The sequence below is a fragment of the Nonomuraea sp. NPDC002799 genome (genome assembly GCF_053592075.1).
The window spans coordinates 16,800-30,868 of record NZ_JBSFVA010000012.1 but is presented as its reverse complement, the minus strand read 5'-3'; the positions used below and the strand labels follow the sequence as shown (position 1 = coordinate 30,868).

The window sequence follows — 14,069 nt, the reverse complement described above, 5'->3', positions numbered from 1 at the left end:
AAAAGTCCTGCGGCGGTGTAAACGTGGGCTCGTGGCTGGGACATCGGGTACGGCCGGCCTGCCCTCCCGGCGGCTGCTCATCGTCGAGGACGACCGCGAGCTGGGGCACATGCTGGTCGACCTGTTCACCGAGCAGGGCTACACCGTCGACCTGGCCCTGGAGGGTCAGCGGGGACTGCATCTGGGGTTGAGCCGGGCCTACGACGCCGTGATCCTCGACCGCGGCCTGCCCGCGCTCGACGGGATCGACCTGCTGCGGCGGCTCCGCCGTCAGGCGGTCACCGCACCGGTGCTGGTGCTGACCGCCTTCGGCGCGCTCGCCGACCGGGTCGCCGGCCTCGACGCGGGCGCCGAGGACTACCTCGTCAAGCCGTTCGAGATCGACGAGCTGCTGGCCAGGGTCAGGGCCCTGCACCGCAGGAACATCGACCAGGCCCGGCTGCTGCCGCTCGGCGCCGGCTGGCTGGACTCCGACTCCCACATGGTCCGGCTGCCGACCGGCGAGCAGGTGCTGCTCTCCGGCCAGGAGTGCCGGCTGCTGAGCGCCCTGGCCGCCCGCCCGCGGCAGGTGCACACCCGCACGTCGCTGCGGCAGCGGGTCTTCGCCGGCGCTCAGAAGGAATCGATCGTGGACACCTACGTCTACTACCTGCGCACCAAACTGGGCACCGGGGTCGTGTGCACGGTGAGAGGCGTGGGCTACCGCCTGGGTGCGTTGTGAGCATGCTGGACCGGGCGCGCCCGCGCCGCCCGGCCGCCGAACGGCGGCTGCCGGCCCGCGCCGGCGGGCCGCCCGATCCTGACCGGCGGCTGCTGATCCGGGCCCGCCGCCGGCTCACCGTGCAGGTGGCGGGCGCGATCTCCGTGGTGCTCGCGCTCGTCGGCGTGCTGGTCTTCTGCTTCATGACGCACGAGCAGAGCGCCTCCGCCCGGCGCGACCTGGCCGGCGCCGCGCAGCGCTCGCCCCTGGCCCACCCGCCGCCCTGCATGTGGCTGTTCGAGCTGCGCGGCGGGTCCGTGCAGAGCTCTCCGGGGGCGCCGGCCGCCCTGCCGGTGCGCTCCGTGCTCGACCGGGTGGCCGCCGAAGGCCGGCCGAGGGTCGAGGAGGTCCGCGTGGCCGGCCGCGACTACCTCATCCACACCCAGCGCCGCGGCGGCGCGACCGTCCAGGTCGCGATGGACCTGCGCTACGCGGCCGCCGAGCGCGGCAGGCTGCTGCGTACGCTGGCCGCCGCCGAGATCGCCGGGTTGCTGGCCGCGCTGCTGGTCGGCCAGGTCATCTCCCGGCGGGCCATCGCGCCGCTCGGCGAGGCCCTGGTCCGCCAGCGCCGCTTCGCCGCCGACGTCAGCCACGAGTTGCGCACCCCGCTGACCCGCCTGCACACCCGGGCCCAGCTCCTGTCGCGCAGACTGCGCGGCGGCACCGACCCGATCCTGCTCATCGACGAGGTGGACCAGCTCGTGACCGGGTCGAGGCAGCTCGGGGAGGTGGTGGCCGACCTGCTGCTGTCGGCCCAGTTCAACCAGCTCCGGCGGCCGTTCGGGCCGGTGGACCTGGCCGGGCTGGCGGCGGAGCTGGCCGTGGCCGAGAACGCGCGTGCCGAAGCGCGCGGCGTGCGCGTCGAGGTCCGCTGCGAAGGCGCGGGCGAGCACGTCGTGCACGGGGTGGCGTCCGCGCTGCGCCGGGTGATCTCGGCGCTGCTCGACAACGCACTCCGCCACACGAGCGCCGGCGGCCACGTCTGGATGACGCTCTCCAGCGCTCCCGGCCTGGTCCAGCTCACCGTCCGGGACGACGGGTCGGGACTGGACCCGGCGGACGCCGAGCGGCTGTTCACCAGGTTCGTCGGCGACGGGTCCGGGCTGGGGCTGGCGCTCGTACGCGAGGTGGTGGACGGCCACAACGGCACCATCACGGCCGACGGCCGGCCCGGCGCCGGCGCGGTCTTCACGGTCCGCCTGCCCGCCGACCGCACCTGGACGGCGGCCGTGCCGCTCCCGTACCAAGCGCCCGCGCGCAGACTTAGGATGCGGAAATGACGCCGAGCGCGCTGGACCTCGTCCGCCTGCACGTGTCGGGAGAGACGACGGTCACCGCGACCGTGCGGGAGGCGCTGGACCGGCTGGCGGACCTGCGCGGGCGGATCGGCGGGGTGGCCGCGACCGACTCGGAGCGGAGCCTGGCCGAGGCCGAGGCGGCCGACCGGCGGCTGCGCGCGGGCGCGGGCAGAGTCCTCGAAGGGGTGCCGATCACGGTCAAGGACTGGATCGACACGGCCGGCTGGCCGATCACGGGCGCCACCGGCAACGACCGCGGCACGCCAGGCCGCCGGCCCCGCTCGGACGCCACCGCGGTGGCCCGGCTGCGGGCCGCCGGCGCGATCGTGGTCGCCGTCAGCAGCGCCATGGCGGACAACCCGCTGCACGGGGTCACCCGCAACCCGCGCGATCCGGCGCGCGCCCCCGGCGGCTCGTCGTCGGGCACGGCGGCGCTGGTGGCCGCGGGAGCGGTGCCGCTCGGGCTGGGCAGCGACTCCGGCGGCAGCATCCGGGTGCCGGCCGCCTGGTGCGGGATTCCCGGGCTGAAGCCGACGTTCGGCCGGGTGCCGCTCACCGGGCACTTTCCGCGCTCCGGCGCGCTGGAGGACGGCAGGACCGTCATCGGGCCGCTGGCGTCCTGCGTGCCCGACCTCGCCGCCGTCCTGCGGGTGATCGCGGGCCCCGACGGCCTGGACGCCGGCGTCGCGCCCGTGCCCCTGCGGGAGTGGACGGCGGTCGAGGTGGCGGGGCTGCGCGTCGGCACGATGGCCGGCGTCCCGCCGGTCGCGGCGGCGGTGGAGGCGCTGGCCAAGGCCGGGGCCGCGGTGGTGGAGGAGCCCGTGCCCGACGTGCGGCAGGAGGCGCTGGAGCTGACCCGCCGCCACTGGGGCCGCACCGGGTTGTCGGGGGCTGAGCACGTACGCCTGCTGTGGGACTGGGACCGGTTCCGCCGCCGCATGATGGCCGCCGTCGCCGGCCTGGACGTGCTCGTCACGGCGGCGGCCCCGTGGCCGCCGCCACCCTGGAGGGAGTCCATCGAGCCCGACTATCTCTGGACCCTGCCCTGGAGCCTGACCGGCGCGCCCGTCGTCGTCGTGCCCTCGGCGGGCGGGATCGGCGGGGCGGGCGCCGTGCAGATCGTCGCCCGCCCGTGGGAGGACCACGTCGCCCTGGCCGCGGCCTTCGCGCTCGACGGCGCCGGGGGCCGGCTCCCGTGACCCGCGCGCGCCCCTGCTAGGGTGCGGCGAATGAGCGGACGGGGAGTTCTCGTGACCGGCGCGTCACGAGGCATCGGCAGGGCCATCGCCACGGCGTTCGCGGCGCAGGGCGACCGGGTCGCGATCCACCACCGGGACTCGGCGAAGGACGCCCAGAGCCTGCTCGGCGGCCTGCCGGGCGGGGGCCACGCCGTCGTCGCGGCCGATCTGGCCGACCCCGGCGAGGTCCAGCGCATGACCGACGCCGCCGCACAGGCGCTCGGCGGGATCGACGTGCTGGTCAACAACGCCGGCGTCCTCCTCGGCCACCCCGTCACCGCCACCTCCTACGAGGAGTGGCAGACCGCGTGGCGGCGCACGCTCGACGTCAACCTGGTGGGCCCGGCCAACACCATCTGGTGCGCGCTCAAGCACATGCCCGCGGGCGGCCGCATCATCAACGTCTCCTCCCGCGGCGCCTTCCGCGGCGAGCCCGACAGCCCCGCCTACGCCGCCAGCAAGGCCGGGCTGAACGCGCTGGGCCAGTCACTCGCCATCGCCCTCGGCCCGCACGGCGTCGCCGTGGCCACCGTGGCGCCGGGCTTCGTCGAGACGGACATGACGAACGAGCACCTCAAGCCGCCGCGCGGCGACGCGATCCGCGCCCAGAGCCCGTTCGGCCGGGTGGCGCAGCCGGAGGAGATCGCGGCGGCCGTGCTCTATCTCGCCTCCCCGGCCGCCGAATGGGCCAGCGGCGCCGTGCTCGACCTGAACGGCGCCTCCTACCTCCGCTGACCGGCCCACGCAGCGTCGGGCAGGTCAGCGCGTCTGGCAGGTCAGCGCAGGCGGCGGGTGAGCAGCAGGGCGCCGCGTCCCGACACCAGCGAGGCGCCCCACGCGCGCAGGTCCTGCGGCTTGGGCCCGCTCACCGCGCCGGAGTCGAGCAGGTCGGCCCAGTCGAGCAGGGACTCCGCGAGCATGAGCGGCACCCCGCGCCGCTCGTGCACCTCGGCGGCGGCCTCGAAGTGCTCGGCGGCCCGCTGCGGATCGCCGGTCGCCACGCACAGGTGGGCCAGGTAGTGGTGCCCGCAGTGATGCGCCACCGTGCCGTGCCCGAACGTCTCCCCGTCGGCGGCCAGCGAGTCGTAGAGCTGGGCGGCCAGCTCCGTCCGCTTCAGGTGGGCGGCGGCCACCGCCAGGTTGTCCAGCGCGGGCCGGTGCGCCATGTTGCGCGGCGGCACCGCGCCGCGGTCGGCCAGGATGCGGTCGAGCAGCGGCCCGGCCTCCTCGTCGCCCAGCTCGCACAGGAACCGCAACACCGCGTGCACCGGATCGACCCGCGGCGCCTGGGCCGCGCGGAGCATCCGGTCACGCAGCTCCCACAGCCGGCCCTGCAGCCGCCGGATCTCGCCGATCTGCTCGGCGTAGATGGCCACGGCCTCCAGCCGCCGGCCGATCTCGCTGCCGAGCCGCATGGCGGCCTCCGCCTCCGACTCGGCCTGCGCCAGGTCGCCCTGCATCAGCGTCAGCCCGGCCCTGGAGTAGCCGATCAGCCAGTTGAGGTGCGGCTGCGCCAGCCGGCGGGCCAGCTCGTCGGCCTGGTCGAGCAGCGCCGCCGCCTTGGCCATGTCGCCGCTGTCGAGGACCGGGGGCGTGCGCTGCACGTAGGCGTGGAAGAGCGCCAGGTCGTCGCCCGTCCGGCGGGCCGCCTCCAGCATCTCGTCGCCGTCGCGGTGCCGCTGGTGCAGCGGGTCGGCGGGGATGATGGTCAGGCTGCGCATGCCGAGCACGCTGGCCAGCGTGCGCGGGTCGCCGGACTTGCGGGCCAGCGCCACCGCCTCGTCGCTGAGCGCGAAGCGCCGCTCGCCGTCGGGCGCCCAGATGAGCTCGGAGGCGAGCTGCCCCGCGAGCAGTGCCCTGGTGCTCACATCGGTGGAGTCGACCACCTTGCGGGCCTCGGTCAGCAGCGCGATGCGCTGCGTGTCGGGCGCCGCCGAGATGTGCGAGAAGCCGCGGTCGCCGCCGAGCGCGGCCGTGACGATCAGGTCGCCCCGCTCGCACTCCCTGGCCAGGTCGGCCGCCCGCACGAGGGTCGGCCTGGCCTCCGGATGCCCGGCCAGCCACATCGCCCTGCCGCACTCCACCAGCAGCTCCGCGCACCGCTCCGGCGCTATGCCGGGGAAGTCCCGCAGCAGGTCGAGCGCCCGCTGGTACCAGGTGACGGCCTCGCGGTGCGCCAGCCCGGCCAGGGCGTGCTGCGCCGCGAGCACCGCCGCGTCGGCCGCCGCGCTCACCCGGCCGGGGTCGCGGCCGTGCTCGGCGGCGGCCACCAGGTGGGCGGCCACGACGTACGGCCGCGACTCCATGGCCCTCGGGTCGGTCGCGCACAGGGCGTCGGCCACCCGCCCGTGCAACAGCCCGGCGCGCGGCGCGGAGAGCGTGGCGTAGAGGGCGTTCCTGGTCAGCTCATGCGAGAACTGGTAGAACTGGCTGTTGGACAGCGTCACCAGGCCCGCGGCCATCGCCTCCTCCGCCGCGGCCACGAAACGGGCCTCGTCGAGGTCGAGGCCGAGCCGGAGCTGAGCCGACTCCATCCGCTCGCCCACGGCCAGCAGGCTGACCAGCTCGCGGGCGTCCTGGTGGAGCTGCGCGAGCCTGGCCACCACCATCCGGGTGACGGAGTCGGGCACGGCCAGCGCGTCGAGCTCCTTGCCCGCGGTCATCTCCCTGACGACCTCGCTGATGAGGAAGGCGTTGCCGCCGGTGATCCGGTGCAGCAACCGGGCGTCGCCGCCGCCGCGTACCTCCGCCAGCGTGTCGCTGACCTCGTCGAGCCCGAACGAGGGCACCTGGATGACCCGGCTGCCGGCCGTCAGCTTGTGCAGCTCCGGCATGGCCGCGTCGGCCGGCACGGGCCGCGAGGTGGCCAGGACGAGCAGCGGCAACGATTCGGCGTCCCACATCAGGGCGTTGAGCATCTGCAGCGACTCCAGCGTCGCCCACTGCAGGTCGTCGATCACCAGCAGCACCGGCCGCACCGTGGCCAGGCGCTCGATCAGCGTGCGGGCCGCCGCCATCAGGTGGTAGCGCTCCGACACCGGCTCGGTGGCCGGCGGCACCTGCAGGGACAGGGGCGGCGCGGCCAGCGACGGCGCCAGGCGGACGAGCTGGCCGCACTGCTGGTCGATCCCGGCGCGCAGCAGCAGCGCGGGGGAGGTGCGGGCGAGCCGCTCCACCGCGCCGGCGATCGGCTCGTACGCCTGCCGCGCCGGATCCGTGCACCGCCCCGCCAGCACCGTGAACTGCCGCTTGAGCGCCCGCAGGGCCATCACGGAGGCCAGCCGGGTCTTGCCCACCCCGGGATCGCCCTGGAGGACCACCACCCCGCTGCCGAACTCCGCCGCCGACAACTCGCCGTCCAGCGCCTGCAACTCCTCGTCCCTGCCGACGAAGGGCAGCACGTGGCCGTCGTCCAGCCACGTGGCCAGGCCGCCGCTCTGGTGGTGGTCGGCGGCCTGCCAGTGCAGCTCGTAGGTGTGCATGGGCTCGCGCAGCCCCTTGCCCGGCAGGCGCCCCAGATCCTTGAACTCGTGCCGGCTGCGGCCCTGGGCCAGCCGCCGGACCAGATCGGTGCAGAGCACCTGGCCGCCCTCGGCCACCGCGACGAGGCGGGCCGCCTCCACGGTCGGCAGCCCGCTGACGTCGTCGTGACCCCAGCACACGTCGCCGGCCGCGAGCGCGGCCTTGATGGAGATCTTCTCCAGGGCCCGCTCGTTCTCGTCGGCGACGGCCTGCTCCACCGCGATGATCGCGTCGAGCCCGGCCGTGGCCGAGTCGAACACGGCCATCAGCCCGTCGCCGAGGCTCTTGGTGAACGTCGAGCCGCTCGCCGTCACCACCGAGCGCAACAACTGGTAGAGGCGGCGGAAGACGACGTTGGCCCGCTCCTCGCCCAGCCTGATCCGCAGGGCGGTGGAGCTGACCACGTCGGTGAACAGGATGGTCGCCGTGGTCAGTGTGCCGGGCGGATGCGGAACAGTCACGTGCGCAGCCCTTTCGACCTCTGTGCGGGCGCTCGTAGTTTCTGGCGTACCGTGGCGCGGATCTCGCGGGTCTTCACCGCGGGCTTGGACTGCTTGATCCGCCACGCGCGGGCCAGCTCCCCGGGGATCCTGAACGCCGCCTGCCCGTCGGAGTGGCGGTCGATCAGGGCGACCACGATGTGCCGCCCGGCCCTGCGTACCAGCCAGCGAATCACACCGCGCACCGGCCTCGCCAGCCATGCGGAGCGATGAGCCGAACGCGCCGCCGCGAACAGGGCCGTGCACCACCAGGCGGCCGGCGGCACGCCGAGGAGGCGGGGCACCTGGTCGGCGCCGTGGGCGGCGTCGCGGAAGACCCAGTGCACCAGGCTGCGCGGCAGCTTACGCCACCCCAGGTGCATGAATCCCTCCATCTCCTCCAGCAGCCTGGCCATCAGCCGGCGGCCCTCGTCGCTGGATTCGTACAGGCGGCCCAGGCGCTCGCTGACCGGATCGACGTCGGCGAGCGTGAGCGGGCCGTCCCGGCAGGCGTCCACGCCCATCAGGTTGCCGAAGACGCTCCACGTGTAGAGGTGCGCCTCGCGCTGCTCCTCGCTCAGCACCACGCCCATGCTCTCCAGAGCCTCCCACGTCACCACGGAGAAGTCGAAGATGGTGGCGAGCAGCAGCTCCTGGTTGACCGGCGGCCCGAACCGCTCCTTGTCCCAGTGGTCGGCGAAGCGCTCGTTGACCAGCGCGCGCACGAACGAGTGCAGGATCCGCAGCCCGATCGCCGTGGTGTGCCCGGGGCGCCCCGGCTGCAGACTGTCGGTGGCCTTCAGCCCCATGACGTCGATCAGCATCTGGCCGGTCTCGGCGACCCGGCGGGTGAGGCTGTGCGTGGCCAGGTTGGAGACACCGCCCAGCACCTTGGCGCTGGACACCTCCACGTACGCCATCGGCAGGCACTTGCAGAACAGCGCCGCCGCCTGGTAGAGCCCGTAGTCGGCGAACACCGCCTGCCCCTTGGCGAGCAGCGCCTTGTCGTCGCCCCACTCGGGCAGGTCCATGGTGAAGTCGAGGGCGTCGAAGATGAGGGACGCGGGCGGCTCGCCCGAGGGCTCCCTGGCCTCCCGCTTGGCCCGGCCCAGCTCCTCGATGACGGCCTTCACCAGCTCCAGCGGCCCGCTTCCCCCGGATTGGGTGTCCAGGAAGCCGGCCACGATCTTGTCGATGTCCGGATCCGCCTGCTGCCTGAGCTGGCGGAACCTCTCCTCCGGCCAGCGCTCGGCGACCTCTTGATCGTTCATGTGTGCCCCGTATGGTGAGTTTTTGTCAGAGTCCGCCCCGTTTCTGTAGGGCGGCGATGTCCAGCAGCGTGATCGTCCTGCCTTCGACGATGATCAGGTTGCGGGCCACGAGGGACTGCAGGGCCCGGTTCACCGCCGGCCGCGAGGCGCCGATCAGCGCGGCGAGGTCGGACTGGGTCAGCCCGGGCAGGTCCACCACGCCGTCGGCCTGGCCGTGCTTGTCGGCCAGTTGCAGCAGCAGCTTGGCCAGCCGGCCGCCCAGGTCGAGGAAGGCCAGGTCGGCCGCCTGCCCGGTGAGCCTGCGCACCATGTGGCCGAGCATGCGCAGGAACTCGTCGGCCAGCCCTGGATGCTCCCGCATCAGCTCCAGCAGCCGCGCCCTGGGCAGCACGAACACCCACGCGGGCCGCACGGTCACGATCGAGGCCGAGCGCGGCGAGCCGTCCAGCAACGCCATCTCGCCGAAGGTGTCGCCCCCGCTCAGCATGTTGAGCACGATCTCGTCGCCGTGCTCGGTCGTGAACACCACCTTCACCAGGCCGTCCAGCAGCACGTACAGCGACTCTCCCGGATCCCCCTGATGGAAGATGATCTGCCCGGACCGGTAGCGCCGCGCCAGCCCGGCCCGCGCCGTGCTCTGGATGCCGCTCTCCCCGAGAACGCGGAACAACGGGATCCGCGCCAGCACGTCGGCTACCTGGACGTCGTGTGGAGCTCCGCTGCGCCCGTTCATGCAAGAACTTTAGGCCGCATTCCGCGTCCGGGAAGGATGTGGTAGGCGATCTGCCGAATGTGACGCAGAACACACTGGCTCTGTGCCACGCGAAACAGACCCCGTCGATCACACGGAGCACCGTTGGGGTGCCGGCCGGTAATGGAGACCCCCTCAGCGCCCGGACCGGCAGGGAGATCGACATGCAGGTGGAGACCATTGAACGCCTCGACACGGCCGCGTTGGTGTCGGCCGCCCAGAAGGGCGACGCCGAGGCGTGGGAGCGGCTGATCGAGGAGTTCAGCCCCATGCTGAAGGCACGCATCCGCCGGTTCAGGCTGAGCCACGAGGACGCCCAGGACGTGCTCCAGACGACCTGGCTGCTGGCCTGGCAGAACCTCAGGAGCGTGGAGGACGGCCAGCGCATGGCGGGCTGGCTGGCCACGATCGCCTTCCGCGAGTGCCTGAAACTCACCAAACGGACAAGGGAAATCTGCACCCCGGACCTCGATTCCTTGGGCAGCACGGACGACGTGGACCGCGAGCTGGCCAGGACATGGCTGGCCGGCACGCTGGCGGAGCTCGTCGAAGAGCTGCCGGCAGCGCAGCGGGTCCTGTTCAGAGCGCTCACGGAGACCTCCGAGCCCCACTACGTGGACGTGGCGCGCAGGCTGGGCAGACCGGTCGGGAGCATCGGGCCCACCCGAGCCCGCTGTTTCGCGAAGCTGCGCGGGCTTCTCCAGGCCCGCGAGATCACCAGGGACTTCCTGGACTGACCTCCTGCGACGTGCCTATTTCACCGTCGGGTCGAGCGGGATCGCCTCCAGGAACGGTTCGAAGTCGAAGTGGGCCATCTCGTGTGCGTCCGGGTCCGTCTCCGCCGGGTAGCGATAGATCCTCCGGCGGCGGCGGCCCGGTTTGTCGTCGAACAGGTCGCTGACGGCCTCGGGGACGAGGCCGCGCGACATCTCCGCGGCGAGCCCTTCGGCGACGGCCTTGTCGAACGGCACGTCATAGAGCGCGGTCACGTTCTGGTAGACGCGGAAGTAGCTGACGATGAAGCGCATGCGGTCGGGGTAGGACACCCAGTCGGCCACCCCGGCCGTGGCGGCCACGGGGTCGTCGGGGATGAACTCCGCGGCCAGCGCGCGCACCTTCGCGTGCTGGATCGGCGCCCAGGTCCTGGCCAGGTCGACGCCGTCGGGCGGGGTCAGCGGCCGGCCCACCTTGATGTCGCTGAGCGGCGTGCGCACCGCGAACAGGTGGCGGGTGTAGAGCGAGGACCACGTCTTCTCCAGCCTGCGCGTCAGCCACGGCTGGTCCTCGTGCCGCGCGCTGTAGAGCCGGAACCTGGCGAAGCGCTTCCTGGTCACCAGGGAGCGCAACGACCGCCACGACACCCGGGTCAGCCACCGCACCGGCCGGTAGAGCACCAGCTCCAGCGACGCCTGCGCGCGGGCCTGCTCGTAGGCCGACAGCGCGATGTTGGCGCCGAACATCAGCTCCGCCTTGGCCGCCGGATCGGTGGCCTGCCGCGCCTCCACCAGGAGCTCGGCGGCGTCCTTCAGATAGCGCGCCTCGGCGGGCGACAGCAGGTCGGCCAGGAACTCCGGCGGTTGCGGCGTCAGGTCCGACTCCGGGCTGACCTTCAGGAAGCGGTCGGGCGTCTCCTCCCACAGGTTGACCGCCAGGCTGGCGGTCTCCAGGAAGATGGCCCGGTTGGCCAGCGCGAGCCCGAGCTGGTAGCTGGGCCCGAGCAGGGTGAGCAGCGTGGCCCTGAACATCCTCCTGAAGCGGTGCGGAACGCGCAGCCGGCGGCCGAAGTCCTCGATGAACGGCGAGTCCGGGCCGAGGTCGAGACTCTCCCCGACGGCCTTGGAGGTCCAGGTGGCGTAGCAGTACCAGTTGTTCGCGTCCTTGCCGAGGTGCGCGGCCAGGTCGGTGGCGACACGGTTGTAGGCGTAGGCGATGACCATCGCTTCGAGCGCCGGGCTCCGGTCCTTGTAGGCGGCGATGCGCAGGACGTCGTCCGCGGTCATCGGAGTGTCGGACATGAGGTCTCCCGTTCGCTGATCCCTTCGCCTCAAGGAGATAGGAGCGTTCCCAGCGGCGTCAGATACAGGCGGCTTCGGTGAACTTCCGGCGCTCTGCCGTTGCCCCGTGGCCGCCAGCCAGGAGCGTAGGAGGCGTTGCTTGCGATGGGCTTGCAGGACGATCGTCGTGCACGATGCACCGTTCCACAGGGAGATGACGGCCGCGTCCCACCGCCCCGAGCGCGGCACCCGGGGCGGTGGTCCTCATTCCTTGACCATGATCTTGCTGATCACCACGAATCCGCCGAGCGCCCCCGCGGTGCCGGCGGCGGTCGTGGTCGTGAGGTTGACGACCAGGTCATAGGTGCCGGGGGAGAGCTGCCCGCGCATGGGAACGGAGGCGGTGTAGCGCCCCGAGCCAGGGGTGAAGGTCATTTCCACCGCGGGCGAGGGGTGCCGCGATTCGCCGCCTCCGAGCAGATCGGCGATGATCTCCAATTGCCAGCGGCCGGCCAGCCAGTCGATGAGCTCACCGCTGACCTCCCAGCTCACGTCGACGGTCCACCCTTCGCTCTGCCGCACGACGTTGGTGGGTTGCGCGCCCGGATCGATGACCTGGCCGTGGAGAATACCGGCCAGTTGTTCGGCCGGTACTTTCATCACCTGGAATTCTCCGGTCGCCATTGCGCTCTCCTCCCCAAGGGCCGGATGCCCGTGTGAAGGAGCAGAGCGGTGACACCCGTGGCCAGATACGCGTCCCTTCTGGCAATGGATGCCGGTTTCTGTCAGGTGCGGGGGTCGCGGATCATGACCAGATCTCCCGGGCCCGCGGTGGTGATGCTCTCGCCGTTCAGCGTGACGCGCGCGGCGACGGCTGAGGACAGGAAGGCGTTGAGCCCCTTGACCACCAGGTCGCCGAGCTCGCCGCCGGCCAGCCGCAACACCGCCGCGCCGCCGTCCGCGGCGACGATCTCGACGGTCCCGTACGGGGTGCGCACCCCGACCGGGCCCCGGTTGCCGGTCTGGACGAGCACGGTCAGGTAGTGAACGTCGCGGCCGGGATGGCTGCGCAGGTAGGCGTCGGCGGAGCCGTACAGGACGGGGCTCTGAGCCGGCGCCGGCGGAGGCGCGGAGGGGGTGAGCAGGGCGCACGGCGCCAGGCGTTCGTCGCGTGTGGGGGCCGGCCCGTCCAGCAGCACCTGGCCGCCCGCCGCGGCGTAGCCGGCGAGCAGTTCCTGCACGCGCCGGTGCATGAAGGGGCCGCCCGGCACGGTGACGCTCCGGTAGGCGGCCAGCTCCTCCGGGGCGGCGTGCTCCAGGTCGAGCAGCGCGTAGTCCAGGCCCTGCCCGCGCATCCGCTCGTGGAAGGCCAGCAGCGGCCCGCCGCACCCCGGACCCCCGGGGCCCGACAGCGCCGCGATCCCGGCATAGGGCAGGTACAGCCCGAAGGCGTGCTCCCGCGTCCCCGCGCACTCCAGGTACTCGGCCCCGTGGACGGCGAAGAAGTCCGCCAGCGCCCGCACGACCGGCGCCTTCGCGGTCGCGGTCCCGGTCGCGTCGATGGGCGCGCAGTCCGGGTAGGGCCCCGCGTGCGCCGCGTCCAGCTCCGGCGCCCACCCCGAGGTGGCGACCCCGGTGTAGACGTTGACGCCGGTCGCCCCCGCCGCCAGGGCGAGCAGCGACTGGTGGAAGCTGGTCGCGGCGTCGATGTAGGCCGGGGCGTAGAGCTCGGAGAAGCCCCAGTTCTCCTCCAGGTTCGGGCCGGGGGCGCGCTTGGCCGCGATCACGTAGCGGGCGTGCGCCTCGCGGTCGGCCGAGACGACCCCCATCCAGTTGGTGAACCCGTAGGTGATGCCGCCCCACGACTCCGGCCTGACCCTGGCCAGCCAGTCGTCCAGCTCCGGCACGGTGGGCGGGTTCAGGTTCACGATCACGGGCAGGTCCGAGCCGACGGCCTGCGCCCAGACGCGGTACACCTCGGCGAGGTAGCCAGCGTGGAAACGGCCCCAGTCGGCGAGCGCGAGCAGGCCGCCGGACGCCTGCGGCGGCTCGATCGCGGTCCAGTCGCCGAAGGCGGTGCCGTGGGCGGCGTTGTACGCCTCCAGGTCGCCGTACCAGGCGCGCAGCCGGTCGTGGAAGAACGCCGTCCCCGAGGGGCTGTGGTCGTAGGCCGTCAGGGGCAGCGCGCCGCTGGTGTAGATGCCCTCGTTCGCGATCTGCAGCGCGATGACCGGGCGCGCGGCGGCCAGCACCTCCTTGCCCACCGCCGACAACCACTGCGTGGCCTTGGCCAGGAACGCGGCGCCCAGCGGCGCGGGCAGCACCCGGCCGGCGGGGTCGGAGCCGTCCACCCAGCGCGACGGGAGGCCGCCGGCGGCCAGCAGCGGCTCGATCGCCGGGTCGGCGTCCGGGCAGACCCAGTCGGGCAGCCCCCCGTAGGTCACCTCGGCGTGGATGAACGGGCCCGGCTTGGCGATCACCCGCAGCCCCAGCTCGTCGCAGAGGGACAGGAAGGCGACGACGTTCCTGGCCGGATGGGTGACGCCGGTGAAGTCGGGCGCCGTCCCCTGATCGGGCTGGTGGTGCCGCCACGGCAGGTAGCAGGTGACCACCTCGATCCCGAGCTCGTCCCGTACGGCCCGCAGCCGGTCCTCCCAGACGGCGGGATCGTCGCGGTAGTAGGGATAGTCGGCGGTGATGAGCACCCGCGGCACGCCGTCGACGACGGTGACCCCGTCGCGGACCTCGATGAGCAC

The 14,069-nt window shown here is 73.2% G+C and carries 11 protein-coding genes; 5 read left to right on the top strand and 6 right to left on the bottom strand.

The window, feature by feature from the left end; translation table 11 throughout:
* Nucleotides 1-31 precede the first annotated feature (31 nt).
* Genes ACWD0F_RS22445 through ACWD0F_RS22430 form a run of 4 tightly spaced genes read left to right on the top strand, consistent with a single transcriptional unit; the run spans nucleotide 32 to nucleotide 4,031 of the window.
* Nucleotides 32-721: a response regulator transcription factor gene (locus tag ACWD0F_RS22445; RefSeq protein WP_449878366.1), complete on the top strand. Its 690-nt coding sequence runs from the start codon at nucleotides 32-34 to the stop codon at nucleotides 719-721.
* A 2-nt stretch (nucleotides 722-723) separates the two neighbouring features.
* Complete coding sequence (locus tag ACWD0F_RS22440) at nucleotides 724-2,040, top strand: sensor histidine kinase (RefSeq protein WP_449878761.1); 1,317 nt, start codon at nucleotides 724-726, stop codon at nucleotides 2,038-2,040.
* Entirely contained in the window at nucleotides 2,037-3,257 is a 1,221-nt protein-coding gene (locus ACWD0F_RS22435) for an amidase (RefSeq protein WP_449878364.1), read from the top strand. Before ACWD0F_RS22440 ends, ACWD0F_RS22435 begins: the two co-directional genes overlap by 4 nt.
* 30 nt (nucleotides 3,258-3,287) lie before the next feature.
* On the top strand, nucleotides 3,288-4,031 hold the full coding sequence (locus tag ACWD0F_RS22430; RefSeq protein WP_449878362.1) for an SDR family NAD(P)-dependent oxidoreductase: 744 nt from the start codon (nucleotides 3,288-3,290) through the stop codon (nucleotides 4,029-4,031).
* 41 nt (nucleotides 4,032-4,072) lie between these two features.
* Here ACWD0F_RS22430 and ACWD0F_RS22425 read toward each other — a convergent pair whose 3' ends face one another.
* From ACWD0F_RS22425 to ACWD0F_RS22415, 3 genes are read right to left on the bottom strand one after another with little or no spacing between them, the layout of a single operon-like run.
* On the bottom strand, nucleotides 4,073-7,279 hold the full coding sequence (locus ACWD0F_RS22425) for an ATP-binding protein (RefSeq protein WP_449878360.1): 3,207 nt from the start codon (nucleotides 7,277-7,279) through the stop codon (nucleotides 4,073-4,075).
* Complete coding sequence (locus ACWD0F_RS22420; protein ID WP_449878358.1) at nucleotides 7,276-8,568, bottom strand: oxygenase MpaB family protein; 1,293 nt, start codon at nucleotides 8,566-8,568, stop codon at nucleotides 7,276-7,278. Before ACWD0F_RS22420 ends, ACWD0F_RS22425 begins: the two co-directional genes overlap by 4 nt.
* Nucleotides 8,569-8,593: 25 nt before the next feature.
* Nucleotides 8,594-9,301 carry a Crp/Fnr family transcriptional regulator gene (locus ACWD0F_RS22415; RefSeq protein ID WP_449878356.1) on the bottom strand — a complete coding sequence of 236 codons (708 nt, stop codon included), beginning with the start codon at nucleotides 9,299-9,301 and terminating at the stop codon, nucleotides 8,594-8,596.
* A 182-nt stretch (nucleotides 9,302-9,483) separates the two neighbouring features.
* On the opposite strand from ACWD0F_RS22415, the gene ACWD0F_RS22410 reads away from it, so the two are divergent.
* Nucleotides 9,484-10,056, top strand: a complete 573-nt coding sequence (locus tag ACWD0F_RS22410) for an RNA polymerase sigma factor (protein ID WP_449878354.1) — start codon at nucleotides 9,484-9,486, stop codon at nucleotides 10,054-10,056.
* Nucleotides 10,057-10,071: 15 nt separating this feature from the next.
* On the opposite strand, the gene ACWD0F_RS22405 is transcribed toward ACWD0F_RS22410, so the two are convergent.
* The 3 genes from ACWD0F_RS22405 to ACWD0F_RS22395 form a co-directional block, all read right to left on the bottom strand.
* On the bottom strand, nucleotides 10,072-11,334 hold the full coding sequence (locus ACWD0F_RS22405) for a hypothetical protein (RefSeq protein ID WP_449878352.1): 1,263 nt from the start codon (nucleotides 11,332-11,334) through the stop codon (nucleotides 10,072-10,074).
* 243 nt (nucleotides 11,335-11,577) lie between these two features.
* Nucleotides 11,578-11,997: a hypothetical protein gene (locus ACWD0F_RS22400; protein WP_449878350.1), complete on the bottom strand. Its 420-nt coding sequence runs from the start codon at nucleotides 11,995-11,997 to the stop codon at nucleotides 11,578-11,580.
* 101 nt (nucleotides 11,998-12,098) lie between these two features.
* Nucleotides 12,099-14,069 carry a beta-galactosidase gene (locus tag ACWD0F_RS22395; protein ID WP_449878348.1) on the bottom strand — a complete coding sequence of 657 codons (1,971 nt, stop codon included), beginning with the start codon at nucleotides 14,067-14,069 and terminating at the stop codon, nucleotides 12,099-12,101.

Excerpts from the sequence above, each read along its gene's own strand:
- ACWD0F_RS22405 (WP_449878352.1), bottom strand. The coding sequence starts at position 11,334 with ATGTCCGACACTCCGATGACCGCGGACGACGTCCTGCGCATCGCCGCC.
- ACWD0F_RS22430 (WP_449878362.1), top strand. The coding sequence starts at position 3,288 with ATGAGCGGACGGGGAGTTCTCGTGACCGGCGCGTCACGAGGCATCGGC.
- ACWD0F_RS22410 (WP_449878354.1), top strand. The coding sequence starts at position 9,484 with ATGCAGGTGGAGACCATTGAACGCCTCGACACGGCCGCGTTGGTGTCG.
- ACWD0F_RS22440 (WP_449878761.1), top strand. The coding sequence starts at position 724 with ATGCTGGACCGGGCGCGCCCGCGCCGCCCGGCCGCCGAACGGCGGCTG.
- ACWD0F_RS22415 (WP_449878356.1), bottom strand. The coding sequence starts at position 9,301 with ATGAACGGGCGCAGCGGAGCTCCACACGACGTCCAGGTAGCCGACGTG.
- ACWD0F_RS22420 (WP_449878358.1), bottom strand. The coding sequence starts at position 8,568 with ATGAACGATCAAGAGGTCGCCGAGCGCTGGCCGGAGGAGAGGTTCCGC.
- ACWD0F_RS22435 (WP_449878364.1), top strand. The coding sequence starts at position 2,037 with ATGACGCCGAGCGCGCTGGACCTCGTCCGCCTGCACGTGTCGGGAGAG.
- ACWD0F_RS22400 (WP_449878350.1), bottom strand. The coding sequence starts at position 11,997 with ATGGCGACCGGAGAATTCCAGGTGATGAAAGTACCGGCCGAACAACTG.